The following is a 25189-nucleotide window of genomic DNA, read 5'->3' on the forward strand; positions in this document are numbered from 1 at the left end:
TAATAATTAAAATTAAATTTAGATATTTTATCCTCACTTAATTTTATAATTTTTTCAACATTGTGTCAAGCTAATAGGGAGCGTGGTATGTCCTTATTTAATAGTTATTTTTTTATATTTTCACTTATTTTTCAACAACTTCTTCTGATACCAAAGTACCGGCTTCTTCACTAACCTCATTTAAATTGTAAAATGTTCTAACTTTTTCATCTATTTCATTAGTTAAATCCATATTATCCTCTAGGAATTTTTTTACATTTTCTCTTCCTTGTCCAAGTTTAGTGTCATTGTAACTATACCATGAGCCTGATTTTTTAACTATATCTATGTCAGCAGCTATATCTAAAAGATCTCCAATTTTTGATATACCTTCTCCATACATTATATCAAATTCAGATTGTTTAAATGGTGGTGCTACTTTGTTTTTAACAACCTTAACTCTTGTTCTGCTTCCTATAACCTTGTCACCTTGTTTTATTGTGTCTATTTTTCTAACATCCAATCTAACAGATGAATAGAACTTTAATGCACGTCCTCCAGTAGTCGTTTCTGGATTTCCAAACATTATTCCTACTTTCTCTCTTAATTGGTTTATAAATATAGCAACACAATTTGATTTTTTAATCGAACCAGTTAATTTTCTAAGTGCTTGAGACATAAGTCTAGCTTGTAAACCTACATGAGAATCACCCATATCTCCGTCTATTTCTGCTTTTGGAACCAATGCTGCAACTGAATCTATTACTATTATATCAATTGCACCACTTCTTATTAATGCCTCTGCTATTTCTAAGGCTTGCTCTCCTGTATCTGGTTGAGATATGATTAGATTATCAACATCCACACCCAATGCTTTTGCATATACTGGGTCAAGCGCATGTTCAGCATCTATAAATGCAGCTATTCCTCCATTTTTTTGAGCTGATGCTACACAACTAAGTGCAACAGTCGTCTTACCAGAAGATTCAGGACCATATATTTCAACTATTCTCCCTCTAGGTAGACCTCCTATACCAATAGCTATATCTAAACCAATTGCTCCTGTTGATATAACATCTATAGACATAGACGTTGCTTCTCCCAATTTCATTACTGAACCTTTACCAAAATCTTTTTCAATTTTACCTAAAGCTTCATTCAACGCTTTTAATTTTTCTTGATCTACACTCATCTCTATACCATCCCTTCATTTATCTACAAACATTTGTTCTCTTGTTATATATTAATTATATAACATAAATCAAACCTAGTCAATTTAAAAACGCTCCTAATGATTATATTTTTATTTGCTACATTTTATTTATAAACCATTATCAATAATTATATACACAAAAGAAAATATTCCTAAAAAAGAAAAGAGATATACTATTATAGTATACCCTTTTTTACATTTTTAAAATTTTAAGTTGCTATTTTTTATTTATTAATCAATCAATTTATGATTATTAAATGATAAGATTCTATTTAGAAGACATGAAAAGTTCTTTATTTTTATATAGGTATTCCCATCCAGAATATAAAGTAAGCAGTGTTGCTATAAGTATAAGAATTCCACCTATATTTAGTATTAATTCATTTTCAAACTGAGCCCCTAACAATAAAATTACTACTGATATCATTTGAGTTATCGTTTTAAGCTTTCCACTGCCACCAGCTGCTATTACTTTTCCATCAGCAGCTGCTATAGCCCTCAATATGCTAACTGTAAGTTCTCTAGCTACTATTATAATTACCATCCAACTACTTACAAGACCATCTTCTATCATACATGTAAGTGCTGAGATTACTAATAACTTATCTGCTAATGGGTCCATAAACTTCCCAAAATCAGTAACTAAGTTATACTTTCTAGCTATCTTTCCATCTAGTGCATCAGTAATTGAAGCTACTATAAAAATAATACAAGCTAATAAAAACTTGTTCGGTACATTAAATAACATTATTAAAACAAATACTGGAATTAAAAATATTCTAAACAAAGTTAATTTGTTAGGCAAGTTCATATACAACATCTCCCATTAAATCGTATTCCATTGCATCATTTATTTGAACACTTACGAATTCTCCTACTTCAAGATTATCTACACTTTTTACATATACTATACTATCAATTTCTTCTGCATCACCCTGTGTTCTTCCTGTATATACATTATTTTCTATTTGCTCTTCTATAAGGACTTCATATGTTTTTCCTATTTTTTTATCATTAAGTTCTTCAGATATTTTTTGTTGAATCATCATTAAAGTATCTCTTCTTTGTATTTTTACTTCTTCATCTATGTGATTTGGTAATTTATCTGCTGGTGTATCTTCTTCTCTTGAATATGCAAATGCACCTAGCCTATCAAATTTAACTTCTTTGACAAAATCTACAAGCTGTTTAAAATCTTCTTCTGTTTCACCAGGAAAACCTACTATTATCGTAGTTCTAAGTATAGCATCTGGTATATTCTTTCTTATAAGTTTAATTTTATTTAATATATCCTCTTTACTAGTTTTTCTATTCATTAACTTTAAAATACTGTTACTTGCATGTTGTATTGGCATATCAAAATAGCTACATATATTATCATGTTCTTTTATAACTTTAATCAGTTCTTCTGTTATCGATTCTGGATATGAGTACATGACTCTTATCCATTTAAACCCATTTATCTTTGCAAGCTCTTCTAAAAGTTCTGCTAATCTTTCTTTACCATATAAATCAAAACCATACTTTGTAGTATCTTGAGCTATAACTACGAGTTCTTTTACTCCAGATTCAGCCAATTTATTCGCTTCTTTAATTATATCTTCAAATTTTCTACTTCTATATTTACCTCTAAGCTTAGGTATTATACAATAAGTACAATTATTGGAACATCCCTCTCCAATTTTTAAGTATGCCATATAGCTAGGTGTAGATAGATATCTTGGTAAGTCCTCATTAAATACAAACTCTATATCATCAAGGCTTACAATTTGATGTTTCTCACTCAAATCTTTAAGTATGTCATCTATATTTTGGTAGCTTCCTGTACCAACTATTGCATCTATTTCTGGAATTTCAGTTTTTAATTCCTCAGAGTATCTTTGAGCTAGACATCCTGTTACTATCAATAGCTTTAGATTACCAGTCTGTTTTAATTCTGCAAATTCTATTATCGTATCAATTGATTCCTGCTTAGCTGACTCTATAAACCCACAAGTATTTACTATAATTACATCAGCTTCTTCAAAATCTCCTATTAATTTATAACCCTTTTTATTTAAAATTCCCATCATTATTTCTGCATCCACCAAATTTTTTGAGCATCCTAATGATTCTAATGCTATCTTTAACATTTTTTCTCTCCTTCCAATATGCTCTCATATAAGCCTATAACATCTTCTAGGGCTTTTTGTGTGTCATCAAAATTTACAATTTTATTGTACTTATATTTTTCCACTGAATGCATATAAAGTGGGTCGTAATATTCTATAAGATATTTTTTTACAAGCTCTTCATATTTACCTGATTCTAATAAATCAATATATCCATCTACTTCTTTATGACCCAATCTTTTTCTGAATTTATTTATACACTCTTTTAAAACCAATATATTATCTTCACCTTTACCATAAATATAATCTCTACAAAGTCTATTGACTCTATTATCAATATCACATTCCAGTAGTATATGATACCCATCTCGTATCATTGCATCGAAGATTTCATTAGGAACTATGACACTTCCAACTCGCTTACTTTCACTTTCAACAAATATATAATCCTTCTTTGAGAAAAATATACTTTCAAATAAATTAGTTTCAAAGTTCTTTTGAGATGGTGGCTTCTCATCAAATGTTATAAAACCAAAGGTTGAACCACTATTTTTAGCTATACCTTCTAAATCTAATACATCTATTTCTTTTTTCTTCAATAAATGCAATAAATCAGTCTTTCCTGAACCAGTTAATCCATGCACAGATATAAAGTTCTTTGTATTCATTATATTTCTTAAGTAATCCAATACAAAGTTTCTGTAAGCCTTATATCCACCTTCAAGTTGATAAACATTTACACCTAATGATGACAATACATTTACTATACTTCCACTTCTCATTCCGCCTCTTGCACAATATATGACGATATTATCATAATTTGCTGCAAGCTCTGCTGCCTGTAAATATATATCCTTTAGCTTATATGATACATAATCAAATCCTTTTTGTATTGCTTCATGTTTTCCCTGCATCTTATAAATAGTTCCGACTTCATTATGCTCATTGTTTTTAAAAAGAGGCATATTAAAAGCATTTAATATATGGTCTTCTTCATATTCCCCTTCTGTTCTTACATCTACAAAAACTACTTTTTCTAGCTTAAGTGCTTTTTCTATTTCTATAACTGACAATTCTATTCACCTTCTAAATTCTGCAAATCTTGTTTGCTTATTAGTACCTTTCTCGGTTTGCTTCCCTCGCTAGCTCCAATTATACCTCTTTCTTCCATAGAGTCAATAAGTCTAGCCGCTCTATTAAATCCTATTTTAAATCTTCTTTGCAACATAGAAGCAGATGCTTGACCACTATCTACAACAAATTCTATTGCCTCACTTAAAAATTCATCCTCATCACTAGATTTTGATGTGTTAACTTTAGATATAGTTTCAATTATATCTTCCTCATACTTTATTCCATCCTTAACTTGGTCTTTTACAAAATCAATTACTCTTTCTGACTCACTTTCTGATATAAATGCACCTTGAAGTCTAACTGGTTTTGCCGCTCCAAGTGGGTAAAATAGCATATCACCTTTACCTAAAAGTTTCTCTGCTCCACCCATATCAAGTATTGTTCTTGAATCAGTTTGAGATGACACTGCAAATGCTATTCTAGATGGTATATTAGCTTTTATAACACCCGTTATGACATCAACAGATGGTCTTTGTGTAGCTACAATCAAGTGCATTCCAGCAGCTCTGGCCATCTGAGCTAGTCTACAAATATAATCTTCTACATCATTTGCGCTTGCCATCATTAAATCTGCTAACTCATCTATTATTATTACTATTTTAGGTAATTTTTCCTCTGATTTTTCATTATAACTTGTTACATCTTTTACTTGAGCATCTGCAAATAATTTATATCTTCTATTCATTTCTGTCACTGCCCAGTTTAAAGCATTAGCAGCTTTTTTAGGGTCTGTAACTACAGGTATCAGAAGATGTGGTATTCCATTATAATTTGCAAGTTCAACTACCTTTGGGTCTATTAAAAGTAATTTTACTTCATCAGGGTTTGCCTTATATAATATACTACTTATCAAAGTGTTTACACAGACACTCTTTCCTGAACCTGTAGAACCAGCTATAAGTAAATGTGGCATCTTACCTATATCTCCAATTATAATTTTACCTGCTACATCTTTTCCAAGTCCCATTGCAAGAGGTGAATCAAAATTATTAAACTCTTCACTTTCTAGAACTTCTCTTACTCCAACCATTTGAGCTTCCTCATTTGGAACCTCTATTCCAATTGCACTTTTCCCAGGGATTGGTGCTTCAATTCTTATACTTTTAGCTGCTAAACTCAAAGCTATATCATCAGTTAAGTTTACAATTTTACTTACTTTAACCCCTGGACTTGGTTGTATCTCATATCTTGTTATAGTCGGACCAACTGTAACTTGATTAATCTTTGCTTCCACTCCAAAATCTGAAAGTGTCTTTTCTAAAAGAGAGGCATTTTTTAAAACCTTCTTTTTGCCATTTTCATCAGATTTTTTATTTACTTTATTTAAAAGTTCAACACCAGGTTTTTTATAATTTGAATAGTCTTCATTATTTGACTCTGATACAATGCTTATTGGTTGAGTTTTTTCTACAGCTAAATTAGATTTGCTTATATCAACTTTCTTTTCTGGTTTAGTCTCTACAACTGAATTTTCATTTGTAGCTTTCTGTAACTCTTTTAAAACATCTAGTTCTGGCATACTTTGAGTTCCTTCTAATATTTCTAAATATTCATCTTCTGCCTTGTTAAAACCAACTATTTTAATAGTTTTATCGTCTACACCATCACCATTTTCTTCTTCTAAATATTCATCTTCTTCATCTTCATTGTCACGACCTTTTGACATTAGCCCTTTAAAAAATCCAGGCTTCTTGTTTACAGTAGTATCATCTACTTCATCAGTTATCATATCTATTGCAGATTTTTTCATATTTGCAATTTTATCTTTAAAAGTTAAATTACTGTCTTTTGATGCTTTAGATTTTGACTTTGCATTTGATACCAAGTCTTTTATAGAAATATTAAATATAAACATTATAGAAAGTATAAGAGCAAATATACTTATTAGCCATCCACCTGCTATACCAAATATTTTACTCATATAATACGCAATGGTTGTTGCTATTAAACCACTACCTTGTCCACTTACACCCAATTTCATAACATCATCAAACATATTACCTTTTAGTGGGCTATCTACAGGAAGAGTTCCTGCATTTAACAATCCATAAAATACAAAAATAAATAAAATAATTATGTAGTATAATTTAGTCTTTCTCAGTCTATATATATATTCATTTCCATCAAAAAATCCTAGAAGTCCTGTTATAATTACTATAAATGGTATTGCTATGGAAAGTCCTCCAAATAATCCTTTAAAGAGATTTTGCATTATCACAGGTATCCATCCCATAGAATTAGAATTTAAACTATATAATAAAAATACACCTATAAATATGGTTATCAAATTATGATATTCTGCATTAAAGCTTAAGGTATTTACCTTCTTTTTTTTCTTCTTTTTCGTGGCCATTAATATCACTCCTTATTTTTAGCAAGTTTTACCCCTTCATAGCAAAAAGTGCTAATGCCTTAACACTAACACTCCTACTTTATTACATCATTATATCATAAATTTTATTATTTAAACAAATTTTAATCATTATTTTTTTCTTCCTCTGACTCTTTTATAAGCTCTTTTAATTTTTTAATAGCATCTTTTAATCCACCAACTTCATCTATAAGCCCATAATCTACAGCTTCTTTTCCTATTAGAACACTACCCACATCACTTATAAGCTCATCTTTCTCATGCATAAGTTTATCAAGTATATCTCTTTCGATATTAGATGTTCTTATGATAAATTGAATTATTCTCTCTTGCATCTTTTTAAAATACTCGAAAGTTTCATTTATACCTATTACAAGTCCAGTTGTTCTTACAGGATGTATAATCATTGTTGCAGTTGGAGCTATAAATGAGTAATCACCAGCAGTAGCAAGAGGAACACCTATACTATGACTTCCCCCTAATACAAGAGTAACTACTTTTTTGGATGTACTATTTAAAAGTTCTGCAATAGCTAGACCTGCCTCAATATCTCCTCCAACAGTATTTAAAACAACTAGTACTCCTTTAACATCATTACTTTCTTCAATTGAATAAAGCATTGGAATTATATGTTCATACTTCGTAGCTTTTTTCTGAGGATTTCCTATAAAATGACCTTCAATTTCTCCAATTATAGTTATACATTGGGTATCTTTAGGAGGCTGAGGAGGCATCTCACTAGTGCCAAATTGTTTTATACATTCTCTTTCCTCACAGCTAGAATCTCTTCTACAATTATCTTTATCAAATGTTTCATTATCATCTTTATAATCTTTCATAAAAAAACTCCTATCAAAATATATTTAACTTAGTTTTACCAAATAAATCAAATATATTAAGATATAAGCAAAATTATTAAATTTTGAATAAAAGTAATTGTATTACGATTCTTATTTTACATAAAATTGTTGGTGTATTGCATGTACTGCTGTATGCATATCTTCTTCACTAACTAAACAAGATATAGTCATATTTGAATCTGATGTTTGTAAAAGAGATACTCCTGCTTTTGATAACCCTCTAACTACTTTTGACATGATACCAGACATTTCATCAGCTATTCTTGAACATATCAATGTTACTTTAGCACAATCTCTATTTACTTCATAATCTAATTCAAATTTATCCAGTATTTCTTTTAATTCTTTTATATCAGCATCTTCAATAACAAAGGCTTTTTCTGATATAAAGAAATTTATCATATCTATATTTATAAGTTTCTTTTCTATTTCATTTAATACTTCTGTAAACACTTCTTCTGCTGATTTAATCTTAACTTGAGCAACACTATCTTTATTTGCAACAGCAACTTTAAGGTCTTTTTCTTGTTCATATTCTATATTTTGTTCTAAATGCTTACATAAAGAACCTATTTTTGTACCTTCAAAAGTTGGATTCATTGTATTTTTTATTGCTAGAGTTATATTTCCACTTTTAGCCAACTGTACTGCTCTTGGATGTATTACCTTAGCTCCTTTATCTGCCATTTGAAATACTTCTTCATAATCTATAAAACTCAATACTTTAGCATTTGGTTCTACTCTAGGGTCTGCAGTCATTATACCATCTACATCAGTGTAAATTTCAACTGTCTCACATTCTAAAGATTTACCAATAGCAACTGCTGATGTATCACTTCCACCTCTTCCAAGAGTCGTTACTTCACCATCATCTGTTACACCTTGAAATCCAGCTATAACAACAACTTTACCATCATCTAATGCTCTTTTTACCTTTTTAGGGTTTATATATTTTATTTTTGCATTAGAATACTCATCACTTGTAATTATACCTGCTTGTTGACCAGTAAAGAAAACAGATTCTATACCTTTTGCATTTAATAAATTAGCAAGAACTGTCCCTGATATTATTTCACCACAAGACATTATTAAATCAAGTTCTCTTTTATTTGGTTCATCATTTACTGAATTACACAGATTTATAAGTGTATCTGTGGCATATGGAGCGCCCTTTCTACCCATTGCTGAAACTACTAATACTAATTGTAACTCTTCATCATTATCTCTGTATGCTTTTACTATTTTACATACTTCATTCATTTTTTCATATGATTCTACTGATGTCCCACCAAACTTTTGCACTAAAATACTCATTTTTTCCTCCTAAATATATCCCTCATATTCTATAATTATCATATCATTGCCTATTTTTTTTACATTTCTCCATGGAACTTCTAAAAATGACTTATCTTTTCTTCTGGCAAAAAAGCCTTTTTCTTTTGGAATTAAAAGCGCCAATATCCCGCCTGTAGTTTCATCTAGTATAAGGTCACACTCTCCAATAACTCCTAATCTTTCTCCTGTGACTAAGTTAACTATTTCCTTACCTGCTATTTCAGATAAATTCATATTTTATACCTCCAGAGATTTACTTTTTAAGATATTAATCCAAGTGCAGAATATCTTCTACATCTCTTCCCACTATACATGTACCAATATTTTCTATATTGAATACCTTATCAACAACTTTTTTTACTGAATTAACATCAACATTATTTATACATTCAAGTATTTCATCTGTAGTTTTTACTTTTTTACTCAATAACATAGATTTACCAGTAGACATCATTCTACTGCTAGTACTTTCTAAATCCAATATATAATTACCTTTTAGTTGCTCCTTACTTTCAAATATTTCTTTTTCTGTAAGATAATTTTTTCTTATATTTTCAATTTCTTCTTTTATTAAATTATAAACATCTTGTAAATTTTCTGTACTCATACTTGCAAATATACCCAATTCACCACATTTTCTGTATAGTGTTTGTGATGAATATATTGAATATACTAACCCTTTTTCCTCCCTTATCTTCTGAAAAAGTCTTGAGCTTATACTTCCACCAAAAATATTGTTTACCACTGCCATTGAATAAACTTCATCATCATTTTCAAATGGAATACCTTTTAAACACATAGCCAAATTTACCTGTTCAGTATCTTTATTTTTTGATATAAAACAAGGATTAAACGTAGCCTCAGTTACGTCTATATTTAAATTTCTCTTTTTCCAGTTTCCAAATTTAGATTTAAGTTTATCTACCATATCATCAAAGTCAAAGTTTCCAACTATAGAAATGACTGCATTATTTGGAATATAATATTTGTTTAAGTACTCTAACATAGATTCCTTAGTTATATTGTATAGAGAATCTTTTGTCCCAATTATATTCATCCCTAAACCATCATTAGCATATATATTTTCGACTAATAAATCATAAGATAAATCGTCTGGAGAATCTTCATACATCTTAAGTTCCTCCAGTATTATAAGTCTTTCCTTATCTATATCATTTTTATCAAATCTAGAATTTAGTATCATATCACTTAATACATCTATTCCTGTATCTATATGCTCATCTATTAATTTTACATAATAACATGTACATTCTTTACTTGTAAATGCATTGATTTGCCCACCTAAATTGTCAATTGTGCTAGCAATCTCTTTTGAGGTTCTATTTTTGGTTCCTTTAAACATCATATGTTCTATAAAATGAGAAGTTCCACTTACCTCTTCTTCTTCTATTCTAGACCCTGCATTTATCCAAATACCTAATGTTATTGACTTTAGATATGGTATTTCTTCACCAATTATTGTAAGCCCATTTTCCAGTATTTTTGTCTTATACATTACATTCTCCTAAAAATTTATTCTTTATTTTACATTGGATTATTGAAAACACTATGTTCTAATTCTATTTATTTTTATATGTATTACATTATAAGTCAGTCTTTTAATTAATTCAACTACAACTTATACAATCTTAATCAAATTTTTATACTTTGTCTACTTAAATACATCACTAAGTTTACCTGGTTTTAATCCTTTTTCTCTTACAATTGCTATAATATCATCAATACATTTTGTCGTTGCATCAGTTGGATGCATTAAGATTATACTACTATCTTTAATATCTTTTTTCTTCATTCTATCTATAATTATTTCTGGTTGATCTTTATATTTCCAGTCTATAGTATCAGCATCCCATTTAATTGAAGTATATCCTAATTCTTTAGCTGCCTTCACTGTTTCTGCTCCAAAAGAACCTGCTGGAGCTTGAAAAAACTTAGTCTTTTCATTTATAATTTCTTCAATTATCTTTTTAGAGGTTTCTATTTGTTTATAGTTATCTTCATATGATAGTGTCGAATAATCTAAGTGTTTGTATCCATGATTTCCTATTTCATGTCCTTGTTTCTTTATCTTCAATAGTTCATCTTTGTTTTTTTCTGCCCACTTCCCAGTTACATTAAAAGTAATTTTTACATTCTCTTTTTTGAGAGTTTCCAAAATAGATTCTATGTACTCTGTTTCCCATCCAAGGTCTACGTTGCATGTTAATGCAACGTAGCCACTTTTATCTTTTGTGCCTCTCTCATATGGTAAATCTACTCCATTAAATAAGTTGAAAACGGGCTTATTGTTAAACAATTTTAATACCATTACCCCTCCTGACAATCCTAATAATATCACTAAAATTAGTATTATAATTTTTTTGAGCTTACTCTTATTAAGTACCATCATTATCATTAAAACTCCCCCTAATTATGTACAAATTGTTTCTTATTTAATACTATTAAAGGAAAGCTCTATTTATGCACTAAATATAACATAAACCTTTCTCTGTATATCAATAAAAAATTATCTTAAAAATCTCTTAACTAAACCTCTATTATTAAAAAAATTTTAAATTAGCTATTTATTTTTCCTATTATTTTAGAATTTCCTATAGTACTTCCTTCCATTACCTTTAATATAAGAGTACATAATACATTTTATATAAAAAGCCTCTGTTAGCAAAAGTAACATAGGCTTTTAATTTCATATTCAAAAGTTTAATTTCATACTTGAAAATTTATTATAATAACTAGAACATGTTTATGTAATTGTGCTTTTAAAATCTACAAATCAGCTTTAGTTTGTTGATTTCTTTAAACTTTTTCTTTCTATAAAAAAGAAAGCCACTAAAAGCTGAACTACTGCAACAATTGAAATACAAATAAATGCAACATCCATTCCAAATACATTTGCTGTAGCATTTGTCATACCTCGTGATGTTACTGTAGCAGTTGTCATTACTGCAACAAAAACTGCTGAGCCAATAGCACCAGCTATTGTACGCAATGAAGTAAGTAATGCTGTTCCGTGAGCAATATTTTTTTCACCAAGCACACTCATTCCCCAGGTAACAATAGGCATCATAATTAATCCAATAGCTATCAGACGTATAATATAAAAAGCAGAGATATACAATACTGAAGTATCTTCTCCTACAAAAGATACACCAAGACAACTTATTGCCAAGAATATACTTCCACATACAACTAGCTTTCGTATTCCAAACCTATCATAAAATCTACCTGCAAAAGGACTTATAAGTGCCATTACAAGAGAACCTGGCATCATAATGAGACCACACTTAGTTGCTGAAAATCCTCTTACTGTCTGGATATATATTGGAATTAAAGTGGATCCTGCCATCATTACAACATATAAAAGCATACTTATAATTACAGCAAGCCTATAACTTTTATTTTTAAGAATACGAAGTTCTAGAAATGGCTCTTTTGAGTGAATCTGACGTAAAGAAAATACTATAATTGATACTATCCCTACAAATAATGGTAAAGCAATATTTATACTAAAAAACTCAGTTGTCCCAATATTCCCAAGCCCAAGTAAAAGACCACTAAATCCTACTGCACATAAAATCATAGAAAACGTATCAAATGATTGTTTTTTTGTCTCTATTACATTTTGTAACACTCTAGATGCTATAATAATATCAATAATACTTATAACTAAAGAAAACCAAAAAATAGCTTGCCAATTAAAAATATCAATGACAATTCCTGCTAGAGTTGGAGCAAATATTGGAGCAGCACCAGCAGCCAAACCATATATACCCATTATAGAGCCCATTTGCTCTGCAGGATAAATTGTTAAAATTATTACTTGTGTCATGGATAGCAACACTCCATTCCCCATTGCTTGCAATATACGCCCAAACAAAAGGGGTGTAAATGAAGATGCACTAGCAGAAAGCAACAATCCTACAGCAAAAAGACTCATAGCACTAATGAAAAGTGGTTTTGTTGGAAATCTCCTAATCAAAAATGCAGTGGCAGGAACCATAATTCCCATAGCAAGCGTATATGCACTAGTAAGCCATTGAGCTGTTGTGGCTGATATATTTAAATCCCCCATCATAACTGGCAATGCAGTAGTAAGAGATGTCTGAAGTAATGAGCCAACTATAGAACCAATCAATAGTACAGCAAAAATCATATTTCTAGATTGCTTATTTAAACTCATGTCTTTACCTTCTTTCTGTTTTTATTAGCAACACTTAAGAAATATCTCTATTTTTTATCTTCAAAAAACTTTATAATCTTTTTTTGAATACGTATGTAAGCAATAGCATCTTCTGGACCTAGTGCTTTTAAAAATTCAACTGTATACTCTAAAAATTCTTTTTCATTTATTTTCTGCTGTTGTATTCCCTTAGGCATTAATTGAACTAGTGTCTGTCTACCATTTTGTGGGTCAACACAGCGTTCAATCATTTCCTTTGATTCTAATTGATTAAGAATAGCAGACATTCTAGCAGTACTAACATTCATAGTACTACTTATTTCTTTTGGATTTACTTTTTTATTATTTTTAGATAAATAACCCAATACAAATTTTTCACCACTTTGTATATCTGCAATTTTATCTTTATGCGGTATTTTTACCATCAACGTCTTAACCTTTCCAAGTTCAAGTGCTAATTTCATATAGTCCACATTATCACCTCCTTAATTGCTAATACTATTAGTAATTTACCATATGTTGTAAATAAAATCAATATTAACACGATATTTAATAGTCATTATCATATTAGCAATAAAAAAAAGCAAAACCCTAGGATTTTGCCTTTAATTATTTAATATATTATTTATTTTTATGCTCTGGTTTTGGTAAAAGAACTTTTCTGGATAAATTAACTCTTCCTTTTTCATCTATTTCTGTAACTTTAACTTCAACTTCATCTCCTATATTTAATACATCTTCAACCTTAGCAACTCTTTCATGAGCTATATGAGATATATGAAGTAATCCTTCTTTTCCTGGAAGTATTTCAATAAATGCTCCAAAATTCATTATTCTACTTACTTTACCTTTATAAGTTTTTCCTACTTCTGGTTCAATAACTATATTATTTATAAGTTCTTGAGCTCTATTAATCATATCAATTTCAATACCTGATATGAATACTTCTCCAGTTTGTTCAATATCTATCTTAACTCCAGTTTCATCTATTATCTTAGTTATTATTTTTCCACCAGGTCCTATTACATCTTTTATTTTGTCAGGATTTATTTGCATTTTAACAATCTTAGGTGCATATGGTGAAAGCTCTGGTTTTGGTTGAGATATAGTTTTTCTCATTTCTCCTAGTATATGGATTCTACCTTCCTTAGCTTGTTTTAAAGCACGTTGTAGAACTTCTTTATCTATACCATCTATTTTTATATCCATTTGTATCGCAGTTATACCATGCTCTGTTCCAGCCACTTTAAAGTCCATGTCTCCTAAGTGGTCTTCCATACCTTGTATATCTGAAAGCACTGCTACTTTACCATCATGCTTTATAAGTCCCATTGCTATACCTGCAACCATGTCTCTTATAGGTACACCTGCATCAAGCAGAGATAATGTTGAGCCACATACACTCGCTTGAGATGTAGAACCATTTGAACTCAATACTTCAGAAACTAATCTAATAGCATAAGGGAAGTCTTCTTGAGATGGTATCACTGGTAGTAAAGCTCTCTCAGCTAAAGCACCATGCCCTATTTCTCTTCTACCTGGACCTCTTGATGGTCTAGCTTCTCCAACACTATATGATGGGAAATTGTAGTGATGCATATATCTCTTGTTTTCTTCTTCATCTAATCCATCTAACTTTTGAACATCTCCTAAAGCACCTAAAGTAGCTACATTAAGTACTTGAGTTTGTCCTCTAGTAAATATAGCTGAACCATGAGCTCTAGGTATCATACCAGTTTCACACCATATAGGTCTGATTTCTTCTAATTTTCTATTATCTGGTCTTACATTTTCATGCACTATAAGTTTTCTTACTTCTTCTTTTATTATATCTTGTAATACTTCCTCTATATCACCAATAAGTTCTTCAAAATTTTCAATAGTTTCTTCAAAATGAGCTAGAGTTTCTTCTTTAACTCTATCCATCTTTTCCATTCTTTCTAGTTTTTCAAAAGTTTGAACTGCGTCCTTCATCTTAGCAGTTGCAAATTCACGAACCAATTGAGTTATTTCTTCTCCTGCATGGTATAATTCAACAACAATTTTTTCTTTTCCAACTTCTGCAACTATACCATCTATAAATTCAACCACTTTTTTTATTTCTTGATGAGCGAATAAAATAGCATCAAGCATTATATCATCTGGAACTTCATCTGCTCCAGCTTCAACCATCATTATTGCTTCTTTTGTACCTGAAACAACTAGATGCATTGAACTTTTCTCTCTTTGCTCTGCATTTGGATTTACAACAAATGCACCATCTACAAGACCAACACATACTGAACCTGTTGGACCATTAAATGGTATATCTGATATAGAAAGTGCTATAGATGAACCTATCATTGCTACTATATCTGGTGTGCAATCTTGATCTACTGATAAAACTGTTGCAACTACCTGAACATCATTTCTAAATCCTTTTGGAAATAATGGTCTTATTGGTCTATCTATCAATCTTGATGTAAGTATCGCTTTTTCTGAAGGCTTACCTTCTCTCTTTAAAAAACCTCCAGGTATTTTACCTACAGAGTATAATTTTTCTTCATAATCTACACTTAAAGGGAAAAAGTCTATTCCGTCTCTAGGCTTAGCTGACTTAGTTGTATTTACCATTACCATACTGTCGCTGTATCTAACTATACAGCTACCGTTAGTCATTTCACAAATTTTTCCTATTTCTACAGAAAGTTCTCTCCCTGCGAAATCCATTTTAAATATTTTATGTTCAAACATTAATGCTTGTCCTCCTCTTATTAAAAACACGTATATCACTCTATTTACTATATTATCAAAAATACTATAAATTAACAATATAAAAATTATCTTTGCCTATATATGCAAGAAGCTTATATTCCTGCTAATTAGAACAACTTATAGCTAATATATCTGGCCCTGTATGAGAGCAAATAGAAACTCCACCTCTAGTAAACAAGACTCTTCTTGCTTTTATTCTTTTATTTACTTCTTCTTTTAATATTTTACAATCATGTAGATTATCTCCACAGCCTATTGTTACTATTTTCCCTTCTAAAGACCCTTCATTCATTTCTAAAATTATATCTACTAGTTTACTTGCTATATTTTTTACTCCTCTGACCTTGTTTACCAACTTAGCTTCCCCATTATCAAAGAAAAATATAGGTTTTATATTCAACATATTTCCTATTAAAGCAGTTGCTACTGGAACCCTTCCACTTTGTTTTAAGAAATCAAGGGTATATGGAGCAAAAAGTAATCTTATACTGCTACGAATGTTTTCTAACTCATTTATTATTTCTTCAAACCCCAAACCTTCTTCAACAAGTTCACAGGCTTTTATAACATATTGCCCACTACCAAGTGATAAGTTTCGAGTATCAAATATATGTATTTTTTCTTTTTCATTCATATCATTCTTAGCTATTACAGCACTTTGAAAAGTTCCTGAGGCATTTGATGCACCTGTTAAACAGATTATATGATATCCCTCTTCTATAAACTTATCAAATACTTCTTTAAACTCCATATATGTAGCTTGTGAAGTCTTAGGTATTTGTTTTATTTCTTTTACTTTCTTGTAAAACTCTTCTTTATCTATATCCACTCCTTCTATGTATTCTCTATCATTAAAAATAACTGTAAGTGGAACTATTTCTATATAATCTTTCTTTGATATTTCATCTGGAATATCGCACAAACTATCACATACTAACTTTATTTTCAAAATAATTTCCTCCTTATTCTAACTAAATATTATAGTATAAAGTTTCTATATTTATCTTGTCTTTCCTTTTTAATTGCTTATGTATTTATATATTACCTTATATTCTTACCCAATATTATTCATTTTATAATTTTTTATAATGTATAAATTACTTTTATTATTAACTATTTTACTCTATAATAAATTAACTATAAAAAAGCAGGTATACACTATACCTGCTTTTTTATAAAGAATGAAATTACTTTCTTAATCCTAATTTAGCTATTAATGCTCTATATCCTTCAAGATCTTTTTCTTTTAAGTAAGCTAATAAGTTTCTTCTTCTACCAACCATTTTTAATAGTCCTCTTCTTGAATGGTGGTCTTTCTTATGAGTTTTTAAATGTCCATTTAGATCATTTATTCTAGCTGTTAATAAAGCTATTTGTACTTCTGGAGAACCAGTATCTCCTTCAACTCTTCCATATTCTTTGATTATTTCTGTTTTGTTTATCATTTAGATTACCTCCGTATTTTTTTAGAAACGCCTATTACTAAGCATTGATTGGAGTATTCAAAAGCTGAGTAATGGTTATTTTCCTTAATCATTTTATCATACATTACCTGTTTTTGCAAACATAGTTTTCATATACATAGTTTATGTCATTAGACAATTGATTTTTTAAGTCATCTATTGAATTAAATTTTCTCTCATCCCTTATTCTTTCCAAAAATTCAACAATTATATTTTCACCATAAATATCTCTGTCAAATTCTAAAATATTTGTTTCAATAGACAAAGATTTTCCATTAACCGTTGGGTTGTAACCTACATTTGTAGCACCAAAATAAACCTCATCTCCAATATGTACAATAGAAGCATAGATACCTCTCTTTGGAATGAGCATATTATTCTTAAGGTCAATATTTGCTGTTGGGAATCCAATAGTTCTTCCAAGGTGTTTAGAATGTATAACACAGCCTTCCAACTTGTAATTACGACCTAAATACTCTTTGACATTAGTCATATCACCTTGGGATACTAAACTTCTAATATAAGTACTACTCACTCTTACATCATTTATTTTGATTGGTTTTATTACTTCCACCTCAAAACCAAATTCATCTTCTAAGCTTTTTAATAGATTGACATTACCTTCCTTCGCTCTGGCAAACGTAAAGTCATGTCCAATTACTATTTTTTTAGCTTTTAATTTTTTTACTAGTATCTCCTCTACAAAATCCTTTGCAGGTATTTTGGTCATATACTCATCAAATGGTATGATTACAACTATATCTATTCCCAATTCTTCCAATAATCTTATTTTGTCCTCATTGCTTATAATATTTTTTGTTGAGTTTGGTCTAAAGTAGTTTACAGGATGATTTGCAAATGTAAATACAATACTCTGTATATTTTCTTTTTTTGCATATTCAACTGCTTTTTTTATAAGAACTTGATGTCCTTTGTGTATGCCATCAAAATTCCCTATGGTAATGACACTTTCTTTTATGTTTGCTATTTCTGCTATAGATTTTATAATCACCATAATAAATTTTCCCCGCTAAAATTATAATTTACTCTTAACTTATTCACAAACTATTATAGCATAAGTAAAAGAGATAGACTATAGAAGTTATTATAGTACTATCTCTTTTGGTGTTTTTTCAAATACATTGATTATACAAACATCTTATCACTTTTAACACTTATTGTATTATTATGTTTTGATAATTTTCCTAATCCTAAGAAGTTATCTTTACTGTATACTCTTACAAATTCATCATCTTTACTGAGATTGTTCTTTAAAAATCTCTTATCATCTATTGAACCACCATTACTATAATATTTTATAGCATTAGGGTTTAATACAATATAATTAAACGAATCCAATACGTAATCTATATCATATAAATGTTTATCCAGAGTTTCATTTGCATAAAATAATTCTAATTCTTCCAGCGTTATCGAATTTTCCAAGTTAAATTTTCCAGAAGATGTTCTATTTAAAAACGACATATGTCCTCCACACCCTAGATATTCTCCTATATCATGGCAAATGCTTCTCACATAAGTCCCTTTAGAACATTCAACATAAAACATTACTTTATTACCTTTTATACTAAGGATTTTTATATCTTTTATGTTTATTCTTCTAGTTTTTAAAGTAATCTCAGAGCCTCTACCACTTCTTACTAAATCACACATTCTCTTTCCATTTACTTTTAAAGCTGAGTAAATTGGAGGAAGTTGATCTATTTCACCTTTTTGCGTATCAAAAGCTCTTTCTATATCTTCATTACTTAACTTAAAATCATCAACTTTTTTTATAATTTCGCCAGATGAATCATAGGTATCTGTACTTATACCTAAAGTAAGTTCACATATATACGATTTATCTTTGTTTAAAATAAGTTCACATACTTTTGTAGCTTTTCCTATACATATTGGTAAAACACCTGATGCATCTGGGTCAAGAGTACCTGTATGCCCAACTTTTTTCATATTTAAAATCTTTCTTACCCTACTTACAACATCATGAGACGTCATACCTGTAGGCTTCAATATATTTATAATCTTATTCATTTTATTGTCACCTTAAATTGATTTTAACACTGCCTCTAATACCATTTTTTTAGCATTATCAATACTATCTTTGATAGTGCATCCAGCAGCTCTTATGTGACCACCGCCACCAAATACCTTAGCTATTTCACTTACATCAACATAATTTTTTGACCTAAAACTCACTTTAATTTCATCTTGTTTTTTTTCTTTAAATAAAATTCCAACTTCAATATCCTTTATATCTCTAGTATATGTTGTTATACCATCAACATCATTGAAACTCATGTTATTCCTATTCATCATATCCTGAGTTAAAATTATACTAGATACCTTTGAATCAAATATCTCCAAAGATTTCAAAGCTTCACCTAATAATTTGTAATAATCAGAAGAATTACTTTGATATATATTTTGTATTATAGTGTTTTTTTCTGCACCCAAAATAAGTAAATCCTTTGCCATTTCAAAACTACTTGCATGCACATTTGAATAGGAAAAATTTCCAGTATCAGTTACAAGACCTGTGTATAAACATGTTGCTATGTCTTTATTTATAATCTTAATGTCTTTTATTTCTTGAAATCTAACCAATAAATTATACACTAGTTCACAAGTAGAAGATGCATCAATATCTACATAGTTTAAGTCTCCATATGAATCATTACTCGCATGATGGTCAATACAGATTACTTTTGATGCATTATTTTTGATTTCATCACTTACACATATTCTCATCTTATCTCCACAGTCAAGTGCAATTAGAGAATACTTATTTATATCAAATTCATGAGACTTATAAATTTCTATACCTTCAACTAAAAACTTTAAATTCAATGGAGCTTCATCATCAAGTACATAATATACATTTTTCCCTAAATTTTTTAGTGTATAATACATTGAAAGTGTGGAACCAATATTATCTCCATCTGGACTAATATGAGAGGTAACTATAAAATAGTCACCTTCATATATATAATTTATAATACTATCAATATTATTCATCATAATTTTCATCCTCATTTTTTTGAGTATTTTTTTCATTTACTCTCTTTATAAGGCTATCCATATACATTCCTTTTTCTATTGAATCATCAAGTTTAAATATTATCTCAGGAATATATCTAAGCTTTATATTTTTTCCTACTTCTCTTCTTATATACCCTCCAGCACTCTTAAGTCCTGCTAATGTGGATTCTTCATCTCCACCTAGAATACTTACATATACATAAGCATATCTTAGGTCATTTGTAACTTCTACATCAGTTACACTTACCAAAGATGTTATTCTAGGGTCTTTTACTCCATTTATAAGCATAGTGCTTACTACTTTTCTTATTTCTTCTGCAATTCTTCTTGTTCTATTATATGATGCCATACCATCGACCTTCTTTACTAACTGATTTTCTTTGATACGAATTTATAATTTTCTTTCTACTTCTTTAGTTATATAAGCTTCTACTATGTCGCCTTCTTTTATGTCATTATAATTTACAAAACTCATACCACATTCGTATCCAGAATTAACTTCTTTTACATCATCTTTAAATCTCTTAAGTGCTGCCAGTTCACCTTCATGTATTATTATACTATCTCTAACTAATCTTATTTTACAGTTTCTAAATATTTTACCATTAGTTACATAACATCCAGCTACTGTTCCAATACCAGATATTTTATATATTTCTCTTATTTCAGCTTTTCCTGTTTCTTCATCAACATATTCAGGGTCTAACATACCAGTCATAGCAGCTTGTATATCTTCTATAGCTTTGTATATTATAGTATATGTTCTTATATCAACATTTTCCTTCTCTCCTAGAGATTCTGCACCTGGAACTGGTCTTACATTGAATCCTATTATTATTGCATTAGAGGCTGCTGCAAGTAATATATCTGATTCTGTTACAGCTCCAACACCTCCATGTATTACTTTAACCTGTACTTCTTCATTTGATAATTTTTCTAAAGATTGTTTAACTGCTTGTACTGAACCTTGTACATCTGCTTTTATAACTATGTTAAGGTCTTTTATAGCACCTTCACTCATTTGACTAAATAAAGCATCTAGTGATAATCTTTGAGTTGATTTTAACATCTCATCTCTAAATAATTGTTGTCTTCTTGCTGCTACACTTCTAGCAATTTTATCTGTTGGAACCTCAACAAATTGGTCTCCACCTTGTGGAACTTCTGATAGCCCTAATATTTCCACTGCTGTAGATGGACCTGCTGTTTTTACTCTTTTTCCTTTTGCATTTATCATTGCTCTAACTTTACCACATGCAACACCTGCAACAATTGGATCACCTACTGTTAGAGTACCACCCTGAACAAGTACTGTTGCAACTGGACCTCTTCCCTTATCAAGCTCAGCTTCTATAACAGTTCCTACTGCTCTTTTATTTGGATTGGCTCTTAATTCTTCTATTTCAGCAACCAACAATACCATTTCTAAAAGTGTATCTATTCCTTCTTTTTTCTTAGCTGATACTGGAACTGCTATTACTTCTCCACCCCAGTCTTCAACTAATAATCCCTGGTCTGCTAATTCTTGTTTAACTTTATCTGGGTTTGCACCTGGTTTATCTATTTTATTTATAGCAACTATTAAAGGTACTCCTGCTGCTTTAACATGGTTTATTGCTTCTACTGTTTGAGGCATTATACCATCATCTGCTGCAACAACTAATATTGCTATATCTGTAACTTGTGCTCCTCTTGCTCTCATTGATGTGAAAGCCTCATGCCCTGGTGTATCTAAAAAGACTATTTTTTGTCCATTAATTTTAACTTCTGAAGCACCTATATGCTGAGTTATTCCTCCAGCTTCACCTGAAATTACATCAGTTTTTCTTATTGCATCTAGTAAAGATGTTTTACCATGGTCAACATGTCCCATAACTGTAACAACTGGTGGTCTAGGTTTTAAATCCTCTTCATTATCTTCTTCAATTTCCATTAAAGCTTCTATTTCTAAAGCTTCTGTATCATCACTTTCTGCTACTGTTAATTCAAATCCATAGTCTTTGGCAGCTAAAGCAGCAATCTCAAAATTTATCTCTTGATTTATTGTTGCCATAGTTCCCATTTTCATAAGCTTCATAATTATTTCTGATGGAGATTTATCTAATTTAGTTGCCAATACTTGTACTGTCAACTGTCCATCTATTTCTATAATATTTCCATTTTCTTGAGATGAATCTTCACTTAACACTTCAAGTGCTAATTCTAACGCTTCACCTTCTAATACTGAATCTTTGTCAGTTACATTAATATCTAATTCAGCTAACTTATTTATAAGCTCTTCATTTGATATATTTAATTTTTCTGCTATTTGGTATACTCTTGTTTTTGACACAAGATCACCCCCTATTTTATTTTAAATTTCTATTAGTTCAATTATCTTTTTAGCAAAATTTTCATCTTTTATTCCTACGACTGCTCTTGGAGATTTTCCTATTGCAAATCCTATTTCATCTTTTGTTGAAAAAAATAGATATGGAATATTTCTAAAAGTTGATTTATCTTTAAAAAGTTTTTTTGTGTTATTTGATGCATCTTCTGCAATTAAAATTAATTTTACTTTTCCTTTTTTTAAGTCAAGCAAAGTTGAATCATCACCAGACACTATTTTCCCTGCACGAGTTGCGAGTCCTAAGAACGAGTGTATCTTTTCTTTATTATTTTTCATATTCTTCTAACTCCATAAGTAGATTATCATAGACTTCATCAGGAACATCAATTTTAAAAGCTTTATTTAATGCTTTGCTTTTTATAGCTTTTTTTAGACATTCAGAGCTTTTGCACACATATGCTCCTCTTCCATTAGCTCTTCCTGTTGGGTCTAAAAATATTTTTCCTTCTTTATTTTTAACTATTCTTATAAGCTCTTTTTTAGAGTCTCTATCTTGACACGCTATGCATTTTCTTTGAGGCACTTTTTTTACTTTTTTCAAAGCCATCCCTCCTTACTCTTCTTCTTTGAAATTATCATCTGAGATATCTAACTCATCTTGATTGATAAATTCAGCTTTAATACCCTCATCTTCTATTTCTTTGGAATTTTCAAGATTTATCATTTCTTGTTCTGCTTGAGATTCGCTCTTAATATCTATCTTCCAGTTTGTCAATTTTGCTGCAAGTCTTGCATTTTGGCCTTCTTTACCTATAGCAAGTGATAGCTGATAATCTGGAACAATAACTAAGGCAGATTTTTCATCTTCATTTATATCTACTTTAACAACTTTTGATGGGCTAAGTGCTGCTGATATAAACTCTGCTGGATTTTCACTATATTTTATTATATCTATTTTTTCATCACCAAGTTCATCCACTATATTTTTTACTCTAAGTCCTTTTGGACCTACACAAGCTCCAATTGGGTCTATTTTTTCATCTATAGATCTTACTGCCATTTTAGTTCTTGACCCAGCTTCTCTTGCTACTGATTTTATTTGAACTATACCCTCATATATTTCAGGAACTTCTTCTTCAAATAATCTCTTTACTAGACCTGGATGACTTCTTGATACAACTATTTGAGGTCCTTTGTTAGTCTTTTTAACTTCAAGTATATAGAATTTTATTTTTTGACCTGCTTTATAATTTTCAAATGGGATTTGTTCACTTTGAGTCATTATCCCTTCTATTCTTCCAAGATTTACATAAACAATATTTTTATTTGCTCTAGCAACCTCTCCTGTAACTATTTCATTTTCTTTTTCTATAAATTCATTATACACTATTTCTCTCTCAGCTTCTCTTATTCTTTGAACAACTACTTGTTTTGCTGTCTGAGCTGCAATTCTCCCAAAGTTTTTAGGTGTAACTTCATGCTCTATAATATCACCCAGTTCATAATTAGGGTTTATTTCTCTAGCATCTGCTAACTCTATTTCTAAGAAAGTATCATACAAGTCTGATTCATCGACAACTACTCTTTGAGAAAACACCTTTATATCGCCTTTGTCTCTATCAAACTCAACTCTAACATTTTGTGCTGAACCAAAGTTTTTTTTGTATGCAGTTAAAAGAGCTTGCTCTATAGTATCTATAAGTATTTCTTTATCTATACCTCTATCAACTACTAATTCATTTAGTGCTTCCATAAATTCATGATTCATTTTTTATTTCCTCCCTATTTAATATACCACTAAAACTTTATTGCTAATCTAACAATAGCAACATCTTTTCTATTAAATTCCATTTCTTCACCATTTATAATGATTTTTATATTATTGTCTTCTGTTAATCCTACAAGTTCACCTTCAAATTGTTTACATCCATTTAATGGTTTATATAATTTTAAATCTACATCTCTACCTTGGTATCTAGCAAAATCTCTGTCTTTTTTTAGTGCTTTATCAAGCCCTGGAGAAGATACTTCTAAGAAATAATTCTCTTTTATAGGGTCTTTTTCGTCTAATATTGGGCTTAGTTCTCTACTAACTAATTCACATTCGTTTAAAGATATTCCTTCTTCTTTATCTATGTATACTCTTAAGTAGTATTCTCCCGCTTCTTTTACATATTCAACATCAACCATTTCAAATCCATGTTCATCCGTTATTTTAGTTACAATTTCTTCAATTGCTACTTCTAAATCTTTTTTCATTAAATTACCTCCTATTCAATTGTAAATGACTATTTTAAATTTATTAAATAATTTTTAAATTAAATGTATTTAATAAATTTAAACTAGTTCTTAATAATATATTTAAAATAAAAGAGTGAG

The 25189-nt window shown here is 29.8% G+C and carries 24 protein-coding genes; all 24 read right to left on the reverse strand.

The window, feature by feature from the left end:
- Nucleotides 1-124: 124 nt before the first annotated feature.
- Nucleotides 125-1171, reverse strand: coding sequence for a recombinase RecA (recA, locus tag IC214_RS14670; RefSeq protein WP_227434237.1), 1047 nt, complete (start codon nucleotides 1169-1171; stop codon nucleotides 125-127).
- Nucleotides 1172-1460: 289 nt separating this feature from the next.
- Nucleotides 1461-2003: a CDP-diacylglycerol--glycerol-3-phosphate 3-phosphatidyltransferase gene (gene pgsA / locus IC214_RS14675; protein ID WP_227434236.1), complete on the reverse strand. Its 543-nt coding sequence runs from the start codon at nucleotides 2001-2003 to the stop codon at nucleotides 1461-1463.
- Nucleotides 1990-3324, reverse strand: coding sequence for a 30S ribosomal protein S12 methylthiotransferase RimO (gene rimO / locus IC214_RS14680; protein WP_227866778.1), 1335 nt, complete (start codon nucleotides 3322-3324; stop codon nucleotides 1990-1992). The genes pgsA and rimO overlap by 14 nt, the downstream gene beginning before the upstream one ends.
- Nucleotides 3318-4376, reverse strand: coding sequence for a tRNA 2-selenouridine(34) synthase MnmH (gene mnmH, locus IC214_RS14685; RefSeq protein ID WP_227434234.1), 1059 nt, complete (start codon nucleotides 4374-4376; stop codon nucleotides 3318-3320). Before mnmH ends, rimO begins: the two co-directional genes overlap by 7 nt.
- A 2-nt stretch (nucleotides 4377-4378) precedes the next feature.
- Complete coding sequence (locus tag IC214_RS14690; protein WP_227831207.1) at nucleotides 4379-6790, reverse strand: FtsK/SpoIIIE family DNA translocase; 2412 nt, start codon at nucleotides 6788-6790, stop codon at nucleotides 4379-4381.
- Between the two features lie 122 nt (nucleotides 6791-6912).
- Nucleotides 6913-7647, reverse strand: coding sequence for a ClpP family protease (locus IC214_RS14695; RefSeq protein WP_227434232.1), 735 nt, complete (start codon nucleotides 7645-7647; stop codon nucleotides 6913-6915).
- 111 nt (nucleotides 7648-7758) lie between these two features.
- Nucleotides 7759-8982, reverse strand: coding sequence for an aspartate kinase (gene dapG, locus IC214_RS14700; RefSeq protein ID WP_227434231.1), 1224 nt, complete (start codon nucleotides 8980-8982; stop codon nucleotides 7759-7761).
- A gap of 9 nt (nucleotides 8983-8991) precedes the next feature.
- A complete protein-coding gene (locus IC214_RS14705) occupies nucleotides 8992-9237 on the reverse strand; it encodes a YlmC/YmxH family sporulation protein (RefSeq protein ID WP_003419503.1) in 246 nt (81 codons plus the stop codon).
- Nucleotides 9238-9271: 34 nt separating this feature from the next.
- Nucleotides 9272-10519, reverse strand: a complete 1248-nt coding sequence (locus IC214_RS14710) for a M16 family metallopeptidase (protein ID WP_227851622.1) — start codon at nucleotides 10517-10519, stop codon at nucleotides 9272-9274.
- 156 nt (nucleotides 10520-10675) lie between these two features.
- Nucleotides 10676-11419 (reverse strand): polysaccharide deacetylase family protein, encoded by a 744-nt coding sequence (locus IC214_RS14715; RefSeq protein WP_227855053.1) that lies wholly within the window; start codon nucleotides 11417-11419, stop codon nucleotides 10676-10678.
- A 384-nt stretch (nucleotides 11420-11803) separates the two neighbouring features.
- Nucleotides 11804-13204 carry an MDR family MFS transporter gene (locus IC214_RS14720; protein ID WP_227482251.1) on the reverse strand — a complete coding sequence of 467 codons (1401 nt, stop codon included), beginning with the start codon at nucleotides 13202-13204 and terminating at the stop codon, nucleotides 11804-11806.
- A 47-nt stretch (nucleotides 13205-13251) separates the two neighbouring features.
- Nucleotides 13252-13668, reverse strand: a complete 417-nt coding sequence (locus tag IC214_RS14725; protein WP_227434330.1) for a MarR family transcriptional regulator — start codon at nucleotides 13666-13668, stop codon at nucleotides 13252-13254.
- A gap of 157 nt (nucleotides 13669-13825) precedes the next feature.
- A complete protein-coding gene (gene pnp, locus IC214_RS14730) occupies nucleotides 13826-15937 on the reverse strand; it encodes a polyribonucleotide nucleotidyltransferase (protein WP_227823662.1) in 2112 nt (703 codons plus the stop codon).
- A 124-nt stretch (nucleotides 15938-16061) separates the two neighbouring features.
- A complete protein-coding gene (locus tag IC214_RS14735; protein ID WP_227860826.1) occupies nucleotides 16062-16907 on the reverse strand; it encodes a DegV family protein in 846 nt (281 codons plus the stop codon).
- Between the two features lie 238 nt (nucleotides 16908-17145).
- Nucleotides 17146-17403 carry a 30S ribosomal protein S15 gene (rpsO, locus tag IC214_RS14740; RefSeq protein ID WP_227434225.1) on the reverse strand — a complete coding sequence of 86 codons (258 nt, stop codon included), beginning with the start codon at nucleotides 17401-17403 and terminating at the stop codon, nucleotides 17146-17148.
- Nucleotides 17404-17506: 103 nt separating this feature from the next.
- Nucleotides 17507-18436, reverse strand: coding sequence for a bifunctional riboflavin kinase/FAD synthetase (locus IC214_RS14745; protein WP_227434224.1), 930 nt, complete (start codon nucleotides 18434-18436; stop codon nucleotides 17507-17509).
- A gap of 131 nt (nucleotides 18437-18567) precedes the next feature.
- Nucleotides 18568-19473: a tRNA pseudouridine(55) synthase TruB gene (gene truB, locus IC214_RS14750; RefSeq protein ID WP_227434223.1), complete on the reverse strand. Its 906-nt coding sequence runs from the start codon at nucleotides 19471-19473 to the stop codon at nucleotides 18568-18570.
- A 12-nt stretch (nucleotides 19474-19485) separates the two neighbouring features.
- Entirely contained in the window at nucleotides 19486-20457 is a 972-nt protein-coding gene (locus tag IC214_RS14755) for a DHH family phosphoesterase (protein WP_227434222.1), read from the reverse strand.
- Nucleotides 20450-20830 carry a 30S ribosome-binding factor RbfA gene (rbfA, locus tag IC214_RS14760; RefSeq protein ID WP_227434221.1) on the reverse strand — a complete coding sequence of 127 codons (381 nt, stop codon included), beginning with the start codon at nucleotides 20828-20830 and terminating at the stop codon, nucleotides 20450-20452. The genes IC214_RS14755 and rbfA overlap by 8 nt, the downstream gene beginning before the upstream one ends.
- Nucleotides 20831-20872: 42 nt before the next feature.
- Entirely contained in the window at nucleotides 20873-22813 is a 1941-nt protein-coding gene (gene infB / locus IC214_RS14765) for a translation initiation factor IF-2 (protein ID WP_227434220.1), read from the reverse strand.
- Nucleotides 22814-22834: 21 nt separating this feature from the next.
- Nucleotides 22835-23146, reverse strand: a complete 312-nt coding sequence (locus tag IC214_RS14770; RefSeq protein ID WP_227434219.1) for a L7Ae/L30e/S12e/Gadd45 family ribosomal protein — start codon at nucleotides 23144-23146, stop codon at nucleotides 22835-22837.
- Nucleotides 23136-23417: an RNase P modulator RnpM gene (rnpM, locus tag IC214_RS14775; RefSeq protein WP_227434218.1), complete on the reverse strand. Its 282-nt coding sequence runs from the start codon at nucleotides 23415-23417 to the stop codon at nucleotides 23136-23138. The genes IC214_RS14770 and rnpM overlap by 11 nt, the downstream gene beginning before the upstream one ends.
- A gap of 6 nt (nucleotides 23418-23423) precedes the next feature.
- Nucleotides 23424-24578: a transcription termination factor NusA gene (gene nusA, locus IC214_RS14780; protein WP_227434217.1), complete on the reverse strand. Its 1155-nt coding sequence runs from the start codon at nucleotides 24576-24578 to the stop codon at nucleotides 23424-23426.
- A 29-nt stretch (nucleotides 24579-24607) separates the two neighbouring features.
- Entirely contained in the window at nucleotides 24608-25069 is a 462-nt protein-coding gene (gene rimP / locus IC214_RS14785; protein ID WP_227434216.1) for a ribosome maturation factor RimP, read from the reverse strand.
- Nucleotides 25070-25189: the final 120 nt, after the last annotated feature.

The organism is Clostridioides sp. ES-S-0190-01 (assembly GCF_020658275.1).
Taxonomy (GTDB): Bacteria; Bacillota; Clostridia; order Peptostreptococcales; family Peptostreptococcaceae; genus Clostridioides.